Source organism: Streptomyces antioxidans (genome assembly GCF_000968685.2).
Taxonomy (GTDB): domain Bacteria; phylum Actinomycetota; class Actinomycetes; order Streptomycetales; family Streptomycetaceae; genus Streptomyces; species Streptomyces antioxidans.
Genome location: NZ_LAKD02000118.1, coordinates 39,208 through 54,911, shown reverse-complemented (window position 1 = coordinate 54,911; position 15,704 = coordinate 39,208). Strand labels below are relative to the sequence as shown.

Genomic DNA, 15,704 nt, shown 5'->3' with positions numbered 1-15,704 from the left:
GGGCCCCGTCCGGAGAACGCACGGGGCCCGAGGGGAAGGTAAGCCGTACGCCGGTCACATACCGGCGATCAGCTTCTCCACGCGGTCGTCGACCGAGCGGAAGGGGTCCTTGCACAGCACGGTGCGCTGCGCCTGGTCATTGAGCTTCAGATGCACCCAGTCGACGGTGAAGTCGCGGCGCTGCTCCTGGGCCCGGCGGATGAAGTCGCCGCGCAGCCGGGCGCGGGTGGTCTGCGGTGGCACCGACTTGCCCTCGAAGATCTTCAAGTCGTTGCAGACCCGGGCCGCCTGACCGCGCTTCTCCAGCAGGTAGTAGAGCCCGCGGCGGCGGTGGATGTCGTGGTAGGCGAGGTCTATCTGGGCGATCCGGGGATGCGACATGGTGATGTTGTTCTTCGCCCGGTACTGCTCGATGAGCTGGTACTTCATCACCCAGTCGATTTCGGTGCCGATCCGGTCGAGCTCCTCGGTGCGGATCGCGTCCAGGGTGCGGCCCCACAGCTCGAGGACGCGCTCGACCATGCCGGTGCGGATGCCCCGGCGCTCGCAGAAGTCGACGGCCTTCTCGTAGTACTCCTGCTGCACCTCCAGGGCGGACGCCTCGCGCCCACTGGCGAGCCGCACCTTGCGCTGCCCGGTGATGTCGTGGCTGACCTCGCGGATCGCCCGGATGGGGTTCTCCAGGGTCAGGTCACGCATCACCGTGCCCGCCTCGATCATGCGGAGCACCAGGTCGGTGGCGCCGACCTTGAGCAGCATGGTGGTCTCGGACATGTTGGAGTCGCCCACGATGACGTGCAGCCTGCGGTAGCGCTCGGCGTCGGCGTGGGGTTCGTCGCGGGTGTTGATGATCGGCCGGGAGCGGGTGGTGGCGGAGCTGACGCCCTCCCAGATGTGCTCGGCGCGCTGGCTGACGCAGTAGACCGCGCCGCGGGGGGTCTGGAGGACCTTGCCCGCGCCGCACAGGAGCTGTCGCGTCACCAGAAACGGGATGAGAATGTCGGCGAGCCGGGAGAACTCCCCGTGCCGTGCCACCAGATAGTTCTCGTGGCAGCCGTAAGAGTTGCCCGCGGAGTCGGTGTTGTTCTTGAAGAGATAGACGTCGCCCGCGATTCCCTCCTCGTGCAGGCGGCGCTCCGCGTCCACGAGCAGACCTTCGAGAATGCGCTCGCCCGCTTTGTCGTGGGTGACCAGCTCGGTCACGTTGTCACACTCGGGTGTCGCGTATTCCGGGTGTGAGCCCACGTCGAGATAGAGGCGGGCGCCGTTGCGCAGGAAGACATTGCTGCTGCGGCCCCAGGAGACGACACGGCGGAAGAGGTACCGCGCCACTTCGTCAGGAGACAACCGGCGCTGTCCCCTGAATGTGCACGTGACGCCGTACTCGTTCTCCAGCCCGAAAATGCGGCGGTCCATGCCTGAACATTACGCCTGATGGCGTGCTCTGAAACCGGGTTCGGGGGCACGGTTGCGATCATTTTCCGTACGGGGTTCATCCGGTGTTCGGTACGAGGCCGGCTGGACGGCGGCGCGCGGCCCGTCCAGGAGGAACCGCTGGGCCGCCAGCAGCACCGCCAGGGCGGCCGCGCCACCGGCCGCGGGGACCGCGAATCCGGGGGCCACGCCGCCGAGCTGGACGGCGGGTCCGGCCACGGCGGTGCCGGCCGCGTTGCCCACCACGAAGGTGGTCACCAGCCAGGAGAACGCCTCGGTGACCGTGCCGGACGGGGCGTGGCGGTCCACGACGACGAAGGCGCAGGCGAGCGAGGGGGCGAGGAACACGCCCGCCACCCCGGCGAGGACGGTCATCGTGACGACGCCCGGCACCAGCGTCAGCGGCAGATAGCCCAGCGCCAGCGCGGCCACGAGCAGCCGCAGCCGCCGTTCGGGCGCGCCGGGCCAGGTCCGGCCGCCGTAGACGACGCCGCCGACCAGCGCGCCCACCCCGAGGGCGGAGAGCAGCGCGCTGGAGACCGCGCCGCCGCCGTGCTCGTCGGCGTACGCCACGGCGGCCACCGCGATGGCGCCGAGGGCGAGCCCGATGAAGAAGAACGAGCCCAGCAGCACCAGCAGCCCGGGCGAGCGCAGCGCGCCCAGCCAGTGGGCCTCGCGCGGCGCGGAGCGCCACTGCCGCGAGGGCCGCGAGACCACGACGGAGAGCGCGCCCGCGACCCCGATGGCGTTGATGACCAGCAGCGCGGCCGCCTCGGACCACATGGCCACGGACAGGGTGACCAGCAGCGGGCCGACGGCGAACATCACCTCCTGGGCCACGGCGTCCAGCGCGTACGCCGCGTGCACCTGGTCCTCGCGCCGCAGCACGGTGGGCCACAGCGCCCGCAGCCCGCCCTCCAGCGGCGGGGTGAACAGCCCGGCGATCAGCATCGCGGCATACGCCACGGGCAGCGGCTCGAGCCCGACGACGGCCAGCAGGACCATGCCGAGCGCGGAGACCACGGCGGCGGGGAGCATCACCCGGGGCTGGCCGAGGCGGTCCACGGCCCGGCCGAGCAGCGGCTGGCCCACCGCGTTGGCCGCGCCGTAGACGGCGGACAGCGCCCCGGCGAGGGCATAGCTGCCGCCCTCTGCGCGGGCGAAGAGCAGCACGGCGAGTGCGGCGGTGGCGTTCGGCAGCCGTCCCATGAGCGTGCCGGTGAGCAGCCGTGCCGCGTGCGGGGTGCGCAGCAGTTCCCCGTAGCCAGCCGCCATTGCCTGCCCCTTCCTGCGGATTCTGGTGAGTGCCGGTCCGCCGGGTTGTCGCGAGCGAGTCGCGGGTCGTGATCGACGTTGTACGTATAACGTCTGGCGTCATACGTACCATGGCCGCGGTCGCGGGTCCACCGCTCGCGTACCGAAGGCAGACCCGGAGGCGGACGGAAAGCGGACCGGAAACGGACCCGGAAACGGACCGGAGACAGACCGGAGACGGACCGGCCGCAGACCCGGAAGCGAACCCGGAAGCGGACCGGAATGAGCGAGCAGCCTGCGGCGAGCCGTACGGCGACCGAGGGGAGCCGAGGCAATGGCGGCAAGCACGGACCGCCCCCACCCGACGGGCGACCCCAACGGGAACGCCCCCGGGGCCACGAGGCCGCACGGCGGGCGGGGTGGCGGGGCCGCCGCCAGCGGGGCTCCGGGCGGTGAAGCCGCGGCCCACGGTGGCGGGACGCCGCCGGGCGGCGGCGAGACGGCCGCGGGCAGCGGGACCACGGTCGACGGGGCGGGTGGCGAGACGCCCCCAGGCGAGGAGACCGCAGCGGGCGGGGGCGGGACACCACCGGCGACGAAGCTCCGGCGGGCAGCGGCGGGGTTCCGGACGGTGGGGCCGCGGCAGGCAGCGGCGGGGCGGGGCCAGGTGGCGGGGGCGCAGCTGGAGGCAGCCGGACGCCCCCAGTCAGCGAGCCCCCAGCGGAGGGCGGCGGGATGACTCCCGGTGGCGGGGCGACCGCGAGTGGCGGGGCCGCAGGCGGCAGTGGGACGCCCTCAGACGGCGGGGCCGCAGCGGGCAGCGGCCCGGGCCGCGGCGGAACGGGCGCGGGTAGCGCGGCCGCAGGCGGCGGGACGGCTCCGGGCAGCGGGGCGGGTCGCCCGGGCGCGGGGCGGGCTACTAGCCGGGACGTGGCGCGGGCGGCGGGCGTGTCTCAGGCGACCGTGTCCCTCGTACTCGGGGAGAAGTGGCCCGGACGGGTCTCCGAGCGCACCGTGGCGGCCGTGCGCGCCGCCGCGCGGGACCTCGGCTACCGCCCCAATCTCGCGGCCCGCAGCCTCCGCCTGGGCCGCACCAGGACCGTGCTGCTGGTGGTGCCCGCCCTGACGACCGAGTTCTTCGCCCGCGTCTACACCGGCGCCGAGCGGGTCGCCGCCGACCACGGCTTCGGTGTGGTGCTCTATCCGTCCCCTGAGGGCGTGGGCCCGGCCCGGGATCCGTTCGACTCGGCGCGCGCCTCGCTGGACGGGGTGATCGCCTCCTCCATGGCGGCCGACGCGCTGGTCGCGGTGCGCGGCGGCGGACTGCCGCTGGTGATGCTCGACAGCGACCCGGACGACGCCGCCGCGGCGGCCACGGTCAACCTCGACATCGCGGACGGGGCACGGCAGGTGGCCGAGCATCTGCTGGGACTCGGGCACCGCCGGGTGGCCCATCTCGCGGCGGCGGTGGACTCCTGGACCTTCCGGGTCCGCGCCCGGGCCCTGAGCGAGGCGTTGGACGGGGTCCAGGGCGCCGCGCTGAGCGCCGAACCGGCGGGGCTGAGCGTCGAGGAGGGCCGCCGCGCCGCCGAACGCGTCCTGGCCCGCCCAGGCCCCCGGCCGACCGCCCTCGTCTGCGACGACGACATCCTGGCCGCGGGCGCCTGCAAGGCGGCCCGGCGGCTGGGGCTGCGGATCCCGGACGACATCTCGGTGACGGGCTTCGACGATCTGGCCCTGGCCACGGCGGTGGAACCGGAGCTGACCACGGTGCGGCTCTCGGCGGAGGCGGTGGGCGCGGCGGGTATGCGGGCCCTGATGACGCTCCTGGACGGCGAGTCACCCCAGGCCACCGTGCTCCCCGTCACCCTGCTCCCCCGAGGCTCCACGGCCCCTCCCCCACGACCCTGACCCAGCCCGGGTCCGGTCCACCACCCCCACTGCCCAAGCGAGCACGAAGGACCCTGCGGCCCCCTTCGGGCGTGGCCGCACGCCGGGGCCCACCGGCCAGGCCAGGTCGTATCCGTAGGCACGGCCTCCGGCCGGGCCGGGTGTGCGCGCCACCGGACTGCCAGCCTCAAGAAACGGGCCCGCGTATGCCCGCGGTCCGTGACCGCGGCCTACGCGGGCACGGACTGGCTCCGGACCGGCCCCACAGGCCGCTGCCCAGGACACCGACCCACCAGCCAAGGGCACGCCATTCCCGGCCAGGACACGCCCCTGGCCAGGCCGAGTGCGCGCCGCCGCACGGCCAGCAGCGAGGGGCGGGCCCGCGTGTGACCCTCGTCCGCCACCGCGCCCCCACGGCCCTGGCCCGCCCCCAGGTCCGCCACCGCGACCCGCGCGGACACGGACTGACCGCGGAGCGACCACCGCAGCCCGTTGCAGACCCGACCGCACGACGGGGGCACCCACCCACCGGCCAAGTCCCGCCGGGCCCCGCCGGACCCGGTCGCAAGCCCGGTGTGTGCGCCGGTGTGCGTCAGGTGCCAGGGGCCGTCTCGCTCTCGTGGTCCATAACGTCACCGCCGCCCCGATGAGTGCGTGGGCCGGGGCGGCGGTGGCGGGGAGAGCGGGAGGCGGGTGGGTCAGTCCTCGGAGTCCGAGGAGGGCTCCTCCGGGGACTCGGGCGACGCCTCCGCGTCGGCGCCGCCCTCTCCGGGCTCCATGAGGCGGGAGAGCTGGCCGCCCAGGACGCGCTTGAACTTGCGCTTCTGGGGGCGGGTGCGGTCCAGGACCGCGACCTCGAGATGCTCGGCGGTGAGGCTGCGCTCCCCGCCGTTGTTGTCACGGGAGAGCGAGTCGACGGCCAGCTTGAGGGCCTCGGCCAGGGTCATGCCGTCCCGGTGGCGCTGGTCGAGATAGCTGCTGATCTGGTCGGCGTTCCCACCGACGGCGACCGAGCCGTGCTCGTCCACGATGGAGCCGTCGTGCGGAAGCCGGTAGATCTGGTCGTCCTCGGGGCCCTCCCCGACCTCGGCGACGATCAGCTCCACCTCGTACGGCTTCTCGGCGGCGCTGGAGAAGATCGTGCCCAGGGTCTGGGCGTAGACATTCGCCAGCCCGCGGGCCGTGACGTCCTCGCGGTCATAGGTATAGCCCCGCAGATCGGCGTAGCGGACACCGCCGATGCGCAGATTCTCGAATTCGTTGTACTTACCGACCGCCGCGAAGGCGATCCGGTCATAGATCTCGCTGACCTTGTGCAGCGCACGGGACGGGTTCTCCGCAACGAAGACGATGCCGTCGGTGTACTGCAGCACGACCACGCTGCGGCCGCGCGCGATGCCCTTACGGGCGTATTCCGCGCGGTCGGCCATAGCCTGCTGAGGAGAAACATAGAACGGCGTCGTCACCGGCTGTCCGTCCCTTCTGTCATTGGCGAATGCATTCCGGTTGGACCGTCCTGATCAGAGCAGGGCGGCGCGCGGGCCGTCCGGCTCTTCGAGGCGCCGTTCATGGATGGCGCGGGCGAGTTCGGACACCTCGTCCTCGCTGAACCTCTTGAAACCGTCCTCGGTGAGGGAGGTGATGATCGGATAAATACGGCGGGCGAGATCCGGCCCTCCGGTGGCCGAATCGTCGTCGGCGGCGTCATAGAGCGCCTGGAGAACGGCCGTGGCGGCCTGCTCCTCGGTCGAATCCTCGCGATAGAGCTTCTTGAGCGCGCCCCGGGCGAACATCGAGCCCGAGCCGGTGGCGGCGAAGCCGCGCTCCTCCGAACGCCCCCCGGTCACGTCGTAGGAGAAGATGCGGCCCTTCTCCCGGTCGACGTCCCACCCCGCGAAGAGCGGGACCACGGCAAGGCCCTGCATCGCCATGCCGAGGTTGCCGCGGATCATGGTCGACAGCCTGTTCGCCTTGCCCTCGAGCGAGAGCACCGTGCCCTCGACCTTCTCGAAGTGCTCCAGCTCCAGCTGGAAGAGCTTGACCATCTCCACCGCGATACCGGCGGTCCCCGCGATCCCGACCGCCGAGAACTCATCGGCCGGGAAGACCTTCTCGATGTCACGCTGTGCGATGACATTGCCCATGGTGGCGCGGCGGTCACCGGCGAGCACCACACCGCCGGAGAAGGTCACCGCCACGATGGTGGTGCCGTGGGGGGCCTCGACGGCGCCCTGCACCGGGGGCAGCGGGCGGTTCCCCGGAAGCAGCTCGGGCGAGTGATCGCCCAGGAAGTCCATGAACGACGAGGAGCCGGGCGTCAGGAAGGCAGCCGGCAGACGCCCTGTGCTACGAGTGTTGGCTTCCACACGTTTCCTTCCACCAGATCTTGAAATGATGCACGGACCATACCCCTGGCCATGGAAGTCATCCGTCCTGCGTCCCACCGCGGGGACGCAGGACGGAGGAGACGCGCCTTACTGCCCGCCCTTCTGGACGAAAGACCGCACGAAGTCCTCCGCGTTCTCCTCGAGCACGTCGTCGATCTCGTCCAGCACGGAGTCCACGTCGTCCGAGAGCTTCTCCTGCCGCTCCTTGAGGTCGTCCGCGGCCTGTGCGTCCTGCGTCTGCTCCTCGACCTCCTCGGTCGAGCGCGACGCCTTCTGCTGCCCGCCGCCGGTGTCCTTGGTCGCCATTTCCCTCACCCCGCTCGGTTCGCCCGCTGATTCGATCGGTCTCAAGATCAGACCCTACAAGGAGGGTCCGACATCGGCCTCCCACTCGCTACAACGCTCGGAGGCCACCTCGATGATTCCCGGCCCAGGGGCATTTCAGCCTCCGGACAGCACCCGGACCAGGTCCTCGGCCGTGCGGCAGCGGTCCAGCAACTCCTTGACGTGGTTGCGGGTGCCGCGCAGCGGCTCCAGGGTGGGAACCCGTTGCAGAGAGTCACGGCCCGGCAGATCGAAGATCACCGAGTCCCAGGAGGCCGCGGCCACGTCGTCCGCGTACTGCTCCAGACAGCGGCCGCGGAAGTAGGCGCGGGTGTCCTCCGGGGGCTTGTTCTGGGCCCGGGCGATGTCCTGGTCGTCCAGCAGCCGCTTCATCTTGCCGCGGGCCACCAGCCGGTTGTACAGGCCCTTGTCCGGGCGCACGTCGGCGTACTGCAGGTCCACCAGATGGAGCCGGGCCGCGTCCCACTCCAGGGCGTCGCGGCGGCGGTAGCCCTCGAGCAGCTCCCGCTTGGCGACCCAGTCCAGCTCGCCGGAGAGGCTCATGGGGTCGCGCTCCAGCCGGTTCAGCACGTCCTCCCAGCGGGCCAGGACGTCCCGGGTCTGCTCGTCGGCGTCCGCCCCGTAGCGGTCCTCGACGTATTTGCGGGCGAGCTCGAAGTACTCCATCTGGAGCTGCACCGCGGTGAGCGTACGGCCGCTGCGCAGCGTGACCAGACGGCGCAGCGTCGGGTCGTGCGAGACCTGGTGCAGGGTGCGCACCGGCTGGTCCACCGCGAGGTCCACGGCGATGAAGCCGTCTTCGATCATCGACAGCACCAGGGAGGTGGTGCCCAGCTTGAGGTACGTCGACAGCTCGGAGAGGTTGGCGTCGCCGATGATCACATGGAGTCGGCGGTACTTCTCGGCGTCGGCGTGCGGCTCGTCGCGGGTGTTGATGATCGGGCGCTTGAGCGTGGTCTCCAGGCCGACCTCGACCTCGAAGTAGTCCGCCCGCTGGCTGATCTGGAAGCCGTGCTCATGGCCGTCCTGGCCGATGCCGACGCGGCCCGCGCCCGTGACGACCTGGCGGGAGACGAAGAAGGGCGTCAGGTGGCGCACGATGTCCGAGAAGGCGGTCTCCCGCTTCATCAGGTAGTTCTCATGCGTGCCGTAGGAGGCGCCCTTGTTGTCGGTGTTGTTCTTGTAGAGGTGGATGGGCTGCCCGCCGGGCAGCTCGGCGGCGCGCAGCGCGGCCTCGGCCATGACGCGCTCGCCGGCCTTGTCCCAGAGCACCGCGTCCCGGGGGTTGGTGACCTCGGGGGCGGAGTACTCGGGGTGGGCGTGGTCCACATAGAGCCGCGCGCCATTGGTGAGGATCACATTGGCCAGGCCGATGTCCTCGTCCGTGAGCTGGCTGGCGTCGGCGGACTCGCGTGCGAGGTCGAATCCGCGGGCGTCCCGCAGCGGGTTCTCCTCCTCGAAGTCCCAGCGGGCGCGGCGCGCCCGGTGCATCGCCGCCGCGTAGGCGTTGACGACCTGGGATGAGGTGAGCATGGCATTGGCGTTCGGGTGCCCCGGGACGGAGATCCCGTACTCCGTCTCGATTCCCATTACGCGCCGTACGGTCATGCGGCCCTCCTTGCCCGGCGCCGCCCCCGGCTGGGATCGGCGCTCAAGTACCGCTGCGCTCCCGGTCCATCTGCGGCCTCCGATCCCCCGTGCCGCGATACTGCGGTACCAAAGAGCCTAGAGGGGCCAAGCGGTGCTGCGGAGATCATTACAGTCATTGCTCCGGTCGGGCTCGTAGGACTCGTACGAAGAATGCGGTCCGAAAAGCGCATCCGGCTGCGGATGCCCCGTCCAGGACATCCGCAGCCGGACCGCGGTGTTACAGGTACTGACCGGTGTTCGCCACCGTGTCGATGGAGCGTCCAGTGTCCGCGCCCTGCTTTCCGGTGACCAGGGTGCGGATGTACACGATCCGCTCGCCCTTCTTACCGGAGATCCGGGCCCAGTCGTCCGGGTTCGTGGTGTTGGGCAGGTCCTCGTTCTCCTTGAACTCGTCCACGCAGGCGGCGAGCAGATGGGAGACGCGAAGGCCCTTCTGGTTGTGGTCCAGGAAGTCCTTGATCGCCATCTTCTTGGCGCGGTCCACAATGTTCTGGATCATGGCGCCGGAGTTGAAGTCCTTGAAGTAGAGGACTTCCTTGTCGCCATTGGCGTAGGTGACCTCCAGGAAGCGGTTCTCCTCGGACTCGGTGTACATCTGCTCGACCACCGACTGGATCATCCCGCCGATCGCGGCCTTCGGCGATCCGCCGTGCTCGGAGAGGTCGTCCGTGTGGAGGGGCAGGGACTCCGTCAGGTACTTCGAGAAGATGTCCTTGGCGGCCTCGGCGTCCGGACGCTCGATCTTGATCTTCACATCGAGGCGGCCGGGGCGCAGGATCGCGGGGTCGATCATGTCCTCACGGTTGGAGGCGCCGATGACGATCACGTTCTCCAGGCCCTCCACGCCGTCGATCTCGGAGAGCAGCTGGGGGACGATGGTGTTCTCCACGTCCGAGCTGACCCCGGAGCCACGGGTGCGGAAGAGGGAGTCCATCTCGTCGAAGAAGACGATGACGGGCGTGCCCTCGCTGGCCTTCTCCCGGGCGCGCTGGAAGACCAGCCGGATGTGCCGCTCCGTCTCGCCGACGTACTTGTTGAGCAGCTCGGGGCCCTTGATGTTGAGGAAGAAGCTCTTCCCCGCGGGCTTGCCGGTGACCTCGGCGACCTTCTTGGCAAGGGAGTTGGCCACGGCCTTGGCGATCAGCGTCTTGCCGCAGCCGGGCGGGCCGTACAGCAGCACGCCCTTGGGCGGCCGCAGTTCGTGCTCCTTGAAGAGATCGGGGTAGAGGTACGGGAGCTCGACCGCGTCGCGGATCAGCTCGATCTGGTTTCCCAGACCGCCGATCTTGTTGTAGTCGATGTCCGGCACCTCTTCGAGGACGAGCTCCTCGACCTCGCTCTTCGGCACCACCTCATAGACATAGCCGGACCGGGACTCGAGCAGCAGGGCGTCACCGGGCCGGATGGTGGTGCTCAGCAGCGGCTCCGCCAGCCGCACCACCCGCTCCTCGTCGGTGTGCCCGATCACCAGGGCGCGCTCGCCGTCCTCAAGGACTTCCTTGAGGGTGACGATGTCCCCGGCGCGCTCGAACTCCATGGCCTCGACCACATTGAGCGCCTCGTTGAGCATGACCTCCTGGCCGCGCTTGAGGTCGTCGAGCTCGACGCTTGGGCTGACATTCACCCGGAGTTTACGGCCCCCGGTAAAGATGTCCGCCGTACCGTCCTCGTTCGCCTGCAGAAAGGCCCCGAAACCGGCCGGCGGCTGGGCGAGCCGGTCGACCTCCTCCTTCAGGGCCACGATCTGGTCGCGGGCCTCACGGAGTGTGTTCGCGAGCCGCTCGTTCTGTGCGGAGACTCCCGCCAGATTGGTCTGCAGCTCGACGATCCGCTCTTCGAGAATCCTCGTATGACGCGGAGAGTCGGCGAGCTTGCGGCGCAGGACGGCGATTTCCTGCTCGAGATAGGCAACCTGGCCGGCAGGGTCGTCAGACCCCCGCCCCGGCCGGATGCCGCGGTTGATGTCGTCGTCGTGGGCTGCCACGGTCCTCACCTCCTCCAAGGGGAGCTGGACGCTTCCTGACCCTACCTGGGCCGGTGCGGGTTGAAACCCCTAGATCACAAACCCGGTCGGCGTGTGTCCGATCTTCACCCTTGCGCACTCCCTCACGCCAGGTGAATACCCACCCAACAACATCGGAAAGCGAGCGGTTGTATCGTCGACACGGTCAACACCCGCCAGGGTTGGCGATATTTAGACAATGTTGAATGGCGTATCGAAGGAACAGGAGGGGGCACACCGTGCGGAACGAGGAGCTCGGCGGTCTTGAGGTCTGGATCGACCAGGATCTGTGCACCGGGGACGGAATCTGTGCCCAGTACGCTCCCGAGGTCTTCGAACTCGACATCGACGGTCTAGCTTACGTCAAGAGCGCCGACGATGAGCTGCTACAGGACAAGGGCGCGGCCGCCCCGGTGCCCGTGGCCCTGCTGACCGAGGTCAGGGATTCCGCCAAGGAGTGCCCCGGCGACTGCATCCATGTACGCCGCGTCACTGACCGGGTCGAGGTCTACGGACCCGACGCGGAGTGACCCACCGCGAGTGCGGAGTGACGCACCGCGAGTAACCGCTCACACACTCCCCGGGACCGGCAGCGCCTTAAGGACGAACTTTCCGTCCCGCCACTGCCAGTTGACCTTGCGCTGCAGATCCGGACAGCACCGCGGGACTTTGGCCGACGAGTATCCCAGCAAGGTGGCCGAAACCTTCTTTCCGCGCACCGCGAAATCGCTGATGCTCATCCCCTCCTTCGGATCCACGAAGGTGGCCACCACACGGGGCTCGGCGCCCGCGTGGCCGGCCGGCTGGGAGAGCACATAGACACCGCTGGGCGGGGTGCCGAAAGCGGTCGCGCAGCGCACCACGGCGACGGTCTCCGGCCGCCCGTCCCCGTCCAGGTCCGCGGAGCCCCGGTCGATGACGTCGGGCCGGGTCCGTCCGCACTTCATGGGATAGTCCGCGGCTCGGGGGTCGGGGGCCTCGGCGGCGGGGAGCCTCCCGGTGCCCGGTGCGGAGGCGGCGGTCGAGGTGGTGGCCTTGGCGTCGGAGGGCTGGAAGAACGACCCTCCGGCGATGACGGCGGCCACGGCGGCCGCGGTCGCCACCCAGTGCACCGGACGGGGTTGGGTGTGCGCGAGATCCGGGCCCAGAGGCTGCACGCGGGATGACTCCATGTGAGGGGCTGAGGCGGGAGGTGATCCGCATCGTGCCACATCTCACAGGGCGCGGCCACCGCCCTCACGCGGGAATTCGGTGGCCACGCCCAGCCGTTGTGGCGCCGGTCGGGGTCCCGGGAGGCCGCCGGACGGGCCCCGGGTGAGGCTGCCTGACGGCCGTCAGGCGTCGCCGGAGGGGGTGTCCTGGCCGCCGGAGGGGCGCCCGTCGCCTCCCGAGGCGCCCTTGGCGGTACCGGCGTCCCCGGCAGTGCCGGTGTCCCCGGCGGCACCGGCGTCCTTGGCGGTGCCCCAGCCCACGTAGTCCTCGCCGTACGCGCCCTTGGCGGGCCTGCGGCGGCGCATCGGGGGCTCCACACCATCGGCGAGCCGACGGGCGGTGAGCAGGAAGCCGGTGTGGCCGATCATGCGGTGGTCCGGCCGGACCGCCAGGCCCTCCACGTGCCAGGTGCGCACCATGGTCTCCCAGGCCGACGGCTCGTTGAAGGTGCCGTGCTCGCGGATGGCCTCCACGGTGCGGGCGAGCTGGGTGGTGGTGGCGACGTACGCGCACAGGATGCCGCCGGGGACGAGCGCCTTGGACACCGGCTCCAGGCACTCCCAGGGGGCGAGCATGTCCAGGATCACGCGGTCCACGTCGGTGTCGCTGAGGTTGTCCTGGAGGTCGCCGACGGTGAGCCGCCAGGCGGGGTGCGGGGCGCCGAAGTAGCGCTCGACGTTCTGCGCGGCGATCTCGGCGAAGTCGGCCCGGCGCTCGTAGGAGTGCAGCATGCCCTGGTCGCCGATGGCCCGCAGCAGGAAGGTGGAGAGCGAGCCGGAGCCGACGCCCGCCTCGACGACGCGTGCGCCGGGGAAGATGTCGGCCATCGCCAGGATCTGCCCCGCGTCCTTGGGGTAGACCACGGCGGCACCGCGTGGCATGGACAGGACATAGTCGGGGAGCAGGGGGCGCAGCGCGAGATACGCGACGTTTCCCGTGGTGCGCACGACGGTTCCCTCGGGGGCGCCGATCAGCTCGTCATGGGGGAAGGATCCCTTGTGGGTGTGGAAGTTCTTCCCTGACTCGAGCGTGAAGGTGTAGTGGCGTCCCTTGGGGTCGGTGAGCTGGACCTGGTCCCCGACCTGGAAGGGCCCGCGACGGCGGGCGGCACCGGTCGGTTCGGACATGTGAACAGCCTACCGGGCACTTCGCCGTGCCCGGACCACGCCCGGGGGCCTCAGGAGGGGCCCGAGGAGGTCCTGGCCATGGCCGCCACGAAGGCGCGCTCGACATCGGCCGTGGAGAGCACCCCGTAGATCTCGCCGGTCTCCTCGACCACCAGGTACTCGGTGGCGGGGGTGGCCCGCAGGGTGTCCAGCAGCTCCTCGCCGGTGAGCTCGGCGGAGACCCGCATGCCGTCCTTGAGGTCCTGGGCGAGACCGCTGACCGCGACCCACGGGCGGCGGTGCTCGGGGACCCCCACGATGGCCGCCTCCCGCACCACGGCGGTCGGGGCCCCATGGCCGTCCACCACGACCAGGGCCCGGGCCCCGGCCTCGTTCGCCCGGCGCAGCGCCTCCGAGAGCGGGGTGTCGGCCGCCACGGGGACGGCGCGCCGGGTGAGCGTACGGGCGCGCAGGTCCGGCAGCCGCTCCCGCAGCCGGGCCATCCGCAGGCTGTTGCCCGCGCCGGTCCAGATGATCGCGGCGAGTATGGCGGCCAGCAGCGCGTCGGTGAGCGAGTCGACGCTGCCGAAGCTCTGGGGCTCCTCGCCGAGCCCGCCCGCCTGGGTGAGCAGCGGCAGTCCGACGAGCACCGCGACGGCGAGCGCGCGGCCGCTCCAGGCGGCGGCGACGGTGCCGGTCATGGGTCTGCCGCTGAGCTTCCAGACGACGGCGCGCAGCATCCGGCCGCCGTCCAGGGGCAGCCCGGGCAGCAGGTTGAACGCGGCCACGATCAGGTTGGAGATCATCAGCCCGGCGAGCAGCACCCCGGGCACCGTGCCGGGCTCCACGACCATCATGCCGAGGTAGAACACGCCCGCCAGGACCAGGGAGAGCAGCGGGCCGACGAAGGCCAGCACGAACTCCCTGCCGGGGGTCTCGGTCTCCTTCTCGATCTCCGAGACCCCGCCGAAGAACTGCAGCTGGATCCGGCGCACCGGCAGCTTGAAGCGGAGCGCGGCCACGGTGTGGGCGAGCTCGTGCACCAGCACCGAGGCGTAGAAGGCCACCGCGAAGAAGAGCGAGACCAGATAGCGGGCGGCGCCGAGCTCGGGCAGCACCCGGTCGAGCTGGCCGCCGAAGACCCAGGTGATGAGGGCGGCGACCAGGAACCAGCTGGGCGAGACATACACGGGCACGCCGAAGGGGCGACCCATGAGAATGCCGCCGCCCACCTCACGCGGGCGCGGCCGCTTGCCGCCCTCGGGCTCGGTCGCGCGGTCCGATTCCCCGTTGTCGGACTGCCGCTGCCCGCTGTTGTCCACGGTGTCCCCTCGTCGGATGCTCGGTCGCACCCCTCTTTTTGGTACGTTCCCCACGATCATGCAGTGCCGGGGGCTCGAACGTCGATGGTATGCGTCCGGCTGTCGGTGGCGGGTCGTAGGGTCTTCGCCATGGGAACCACCACGGGAACCACCACCGGGAAGGCCGAACCCTCCGACGGGCCGCCGAAGTCCGGCCCCGCCGCCTCGTTGTCGCCCTCACGGGCGGCCGATTTCATGCGGTGCCCGCTGCTTTACCGCTTCCGAGTGATCGACAGACTGCCGGAGAAGCCCAGCGCGGCGGCCACCCGCGGCACGGTGGTCCACGCGGTGCTGGAGCGGCTGTTCGACGCCCCGGCCGCCGACCGCACCGCCCCGCGGGCCCGGTCGATGGTGCCGGGTGAGTGGGAGCGGCTGCTGGCGGCCAAGCCGGAGCTGGCCGAGCTGTTCCAGGAGGAGGACGGCGCTCCGGCGCCGGACCGGCTGGCCGAGTGGCTGACGGGGGCCCAGACGCTGGTGGAGCAGTGGTTCTCGCTGGAGGATCCGACCCGTCTGGAGCCCGCGGAGCGCGAGCTGTTCGTGGAGACGGAGCTCGAGTCCGGGCTGAGGCTGCGTGGAATCATCGACCGGATCGATATCGCCCCCACCGGTGATGTGCGGATCGTGGACTACAAGACGGGCAAGGCCCCCGCGCCGCAGTTCGCGGGCGAGGCCCTGTTCCAGATGAAGTTCTACGCCCTGGTGCTGTGGCGGCTGCGCGGGGTGATCCCGCGCCGGCTCCAGCTGGTCTATCTGGGCAGCGGGGACGTGCTGACGTACGACCCGGAGGAGCGGGATCTGCGGGCCGTGGAGCGCAAGGTGCTGGCGCTGTGGGAGGCGATCCGGCTGGCCACGGAGACCGGCGCGTTCGTGCCGCGGCAGACCAAGCTCTGCGGCTGGTGCGACCACCAGGCACACTGTCCGGAATTCGGGGGTACGCCGCCGCCTTATCCGCTGGCGGTGGTGCCCGTACAGAATTTGAGGCAGTCGCGCAGCGCCCCCTGAGGGTGGCGGTGGGAGACGGGCAAGAAGAGAGGTGCCGCGCAGCGCCCCCTGAGGGTGGCGG

13 protein-coding genes are annotated in these 15,704 nt (G+C 70.9%); 3 read left to right on the top strand and 10 right to left on the bottom strand.

The window, feature by feature from the left end:
* Window positions 1–54: 54 nt before the first annotated feature.
* Window positions 55–1,416, bottom strand: a complete 1,362-nt coding sequence (gene pafA / locus VT50_RS32630) for a Pup--protein ligase (protein ID WP_044577878.1) — start codon at window positions 1,414–1,416, stop codon at window positions 55–57.
* Window positions 1,417–1,425: 9 nt separating this feature from the next.
* Entirely contained in the window at window positions 1,426–2,709 is a 1,284-nt protein-coding gene (locus VT50_RS32625; RefSeq protein ID WP_046088110.1) for an MFS transporter, read from the bottom strand.
* A gap of 909 nt (window positions 2,710–3,618) precedes the next feature.
* On the opposite strand from VT50_RS32625, the gene VT50_RS32620 reads away from it, so the two are divergent.
* Window positions 3,619–4,599, top strand: coding sequence for a LacI family DNA-binding transcriptional regulator (locus VT50_RS32620; protein WP_046088109.1), 981 nt, complete (start codon window positions 3,619–3,621; stop codon window positions 4,597–4,599).
* Window positions 4,600–5,276: 677 nt separating this feature from the next.
* On the opposite strand, the gene prcA is transcribed toward VT50_RS32620, so the two are convergent.
* From prcA to arc, 5 genes are all read right to left on the bottom strand, one after another.
* Window positions 5,277–6,044 (bottom strand): proteasome subunit alpha, encoded by a 768-nt coding sequence (gene prcA / locus VT50_RS32610; protein ID WP_046088108.1) that lies wholly within the window; start codon window positions 6,042–6,044, stop codon window positions 5,277–5,279.
* A gap of 54 nt (window positions 6,045–6,098) precedes the next feature.
* Window positions 6,099–6,944, bottom strand: a complete 846-nt coding sequence (gene prcB, locus VT50_RS32605) for a proteasome subunit beta (RefSeq protein ID WP_046088107.1) — start codon at window positions 6,942–6,944, stop codon at window positions 6,099–6,101.
* Between the two features lie 108 nt (window positions 6,945–7,052).
* Window positions 7,053–7,271, bottom strand: coding sequence for a ubiquitin-like protein Pup (locus VT50_RS32600; protein ID WP_020872584.1), 219 nt, complete (start codon window positions 7,269–7,271; stop codon window positions 7,053–7,055).
* A gap of 135 nt (window positions 7,272–7,406) precedes the next feature.
* A complete protein-coding gene (dop, locus tag VT50_RS32595; protein WP_075200441.1) occupies window positions 7,407–8,918 on the bottom strand; it encodes a depupylase/deamidase Dop in 1,512 nt (503 codons plus the stop codon).
* Between the two features lie 259 nt (window positions 8,919–9,177).
* Window positions 9,178–10,944 carry a proteasome ATPase gene (arc, locus tag VT50_RS32590; RefSeq protein ID WP_046088120.1) on the bottom strand — a complete coding sequence of 589 codons (1,767 nt, stop codon included), beginning with the start codon at window positions 10,942–10,944 and terminating at the stop codon, window positions 9,178–9,180.
* 224 nt (window positions 10,945–11,168) lie between these two features.
* Between arc and VT50_RS32580 the strand changes: the two genes are divergently transcribed.
* The gene (locus tag VT50_RS32580; protein WP_046088105.1) at window positions 11,169–11,492 is read left to right on the top strand and encodes a ferredoxin; all 324 of its coding nucleotides are present in this window, start codon (window positions 11,169–11,171) and stop codon (window positions 11,490–11,492) included.
* 39 nt (window positions 11,493–11,531) lie between these two features.
* Here VT50_RS32580 and VT50_RS32575 read toward each other — a convergent pair whose 3' ends face one another.
* The 3 genes from VT50_RS32575 to VT50_RS32565 all read right to left on the bottom strand — a co-directional run bounded on the left by VT50_RS32575 (window position 11,532) and on the right by VT50_RS32565 (window position 14,602).
* Window positions 11,532–12,119, bottom strand: coding sequence for a hypothetical protein (locus VT50_RS32575; protein ID WP_107424934.1), 588 nt, complete (start codon window positions 12,117–12,119; stop codon window positions 11,532–11,534).
* 177 nt (window positions 12,120–12,296) lie between these two features.
* Window positions 12,297–13,301, bottom strand: coding sequence for a tRNA (adenine-N1)-methyltransferase (locus tag VT50_RS32570; protein ID WP_046088103.1), 1,005 nt, complete (start codon window positions 13,299–13,301; stop codon window positions 12,297–12,299).
* 50 nt (window positions 13,302–13,351) lie between these two features.
* Window positions 13,352–14,602, bottom strand: a complete 1,251-nt coding sequence (locus VT50_RS32565; protein ID WP_046088102.1) for a site-2 protease family protein — start codon at window positions 14,600–14,602, stop codon at window positions 13,352–13,354.
* Window positions 14,603–14,731: 129 nt separating this feature from the next.
* On the opposite strand from VT50_RS32565, the gene VT50_RS32560 reads away from it, so the two are divergent.
* Complete coding sequence (locus VT50_RS32560; RefSeq protein WP_046088101.1) at window positions 14,732–15,643, top strand: RecB family exonuclease; 912 nt, start codon at window positions 14,732–14,734, stop codon at window positions 15,641–15,643.
* Window positions 15,644–15,704 lie beyond the last annotated feature (61 nt).

What these genes read in the sequence shown, in the direction of transcription:
- pafA (WP_044577878.1), bottom strand. Translation starts at nt 1,416, where the DNA reads ATGGACCGCCGCATTTTCGGGCTGGAGAACGAGTACGGCGTCACGTGC.
- VT50_RS32625 (WP_046088110.1), bottom strand. Translation starts at nt 2,709, where the DNA reads ATGGCGGCTGGCTACGGGGAACTGCTGCGCACCCCGCACGCGGCACGG.
- VT50_RS32600 (WP_020872584.1), bottom strand. Translation starts at nt 7,271, where the DNA reads ATGGCGACCAAGGACACCGGCGGCGGGCAGCAGAAGGCGTCGCGCTCG.
- dop (WP_075200441.1), bottom strand. Translation starts at nt 8,918, where the DNA reads ATGACCGTACGGCGCGTAATGGGAATCGAGACGGAGTACGGGATCTCC.
- VT50_RS32580 (WP_046088105.1), top strand. Translation starts at nt 11,169, where the DNA reads ATGGCGTATCGAAGGAACAGGAGGGGGCACACCGTGCGGAACGAGGAG.
- VT50_RS32570 (WP_046088103.1), bottom strand. Translation starts at nt 13,301, where the DNA reads ATGTCCGAACCGACCGGTGCCGCCCGCCGTCGCGGGCCCTTCCAGGTC.
- VT50_RS32560 (WP_046088101.1), top strand. Translation starts at nt 14,732, where the DNA reads ATGGGAACCACCACGGGAACCACCACCGGGAAGGCCGAACCCTCCGAC.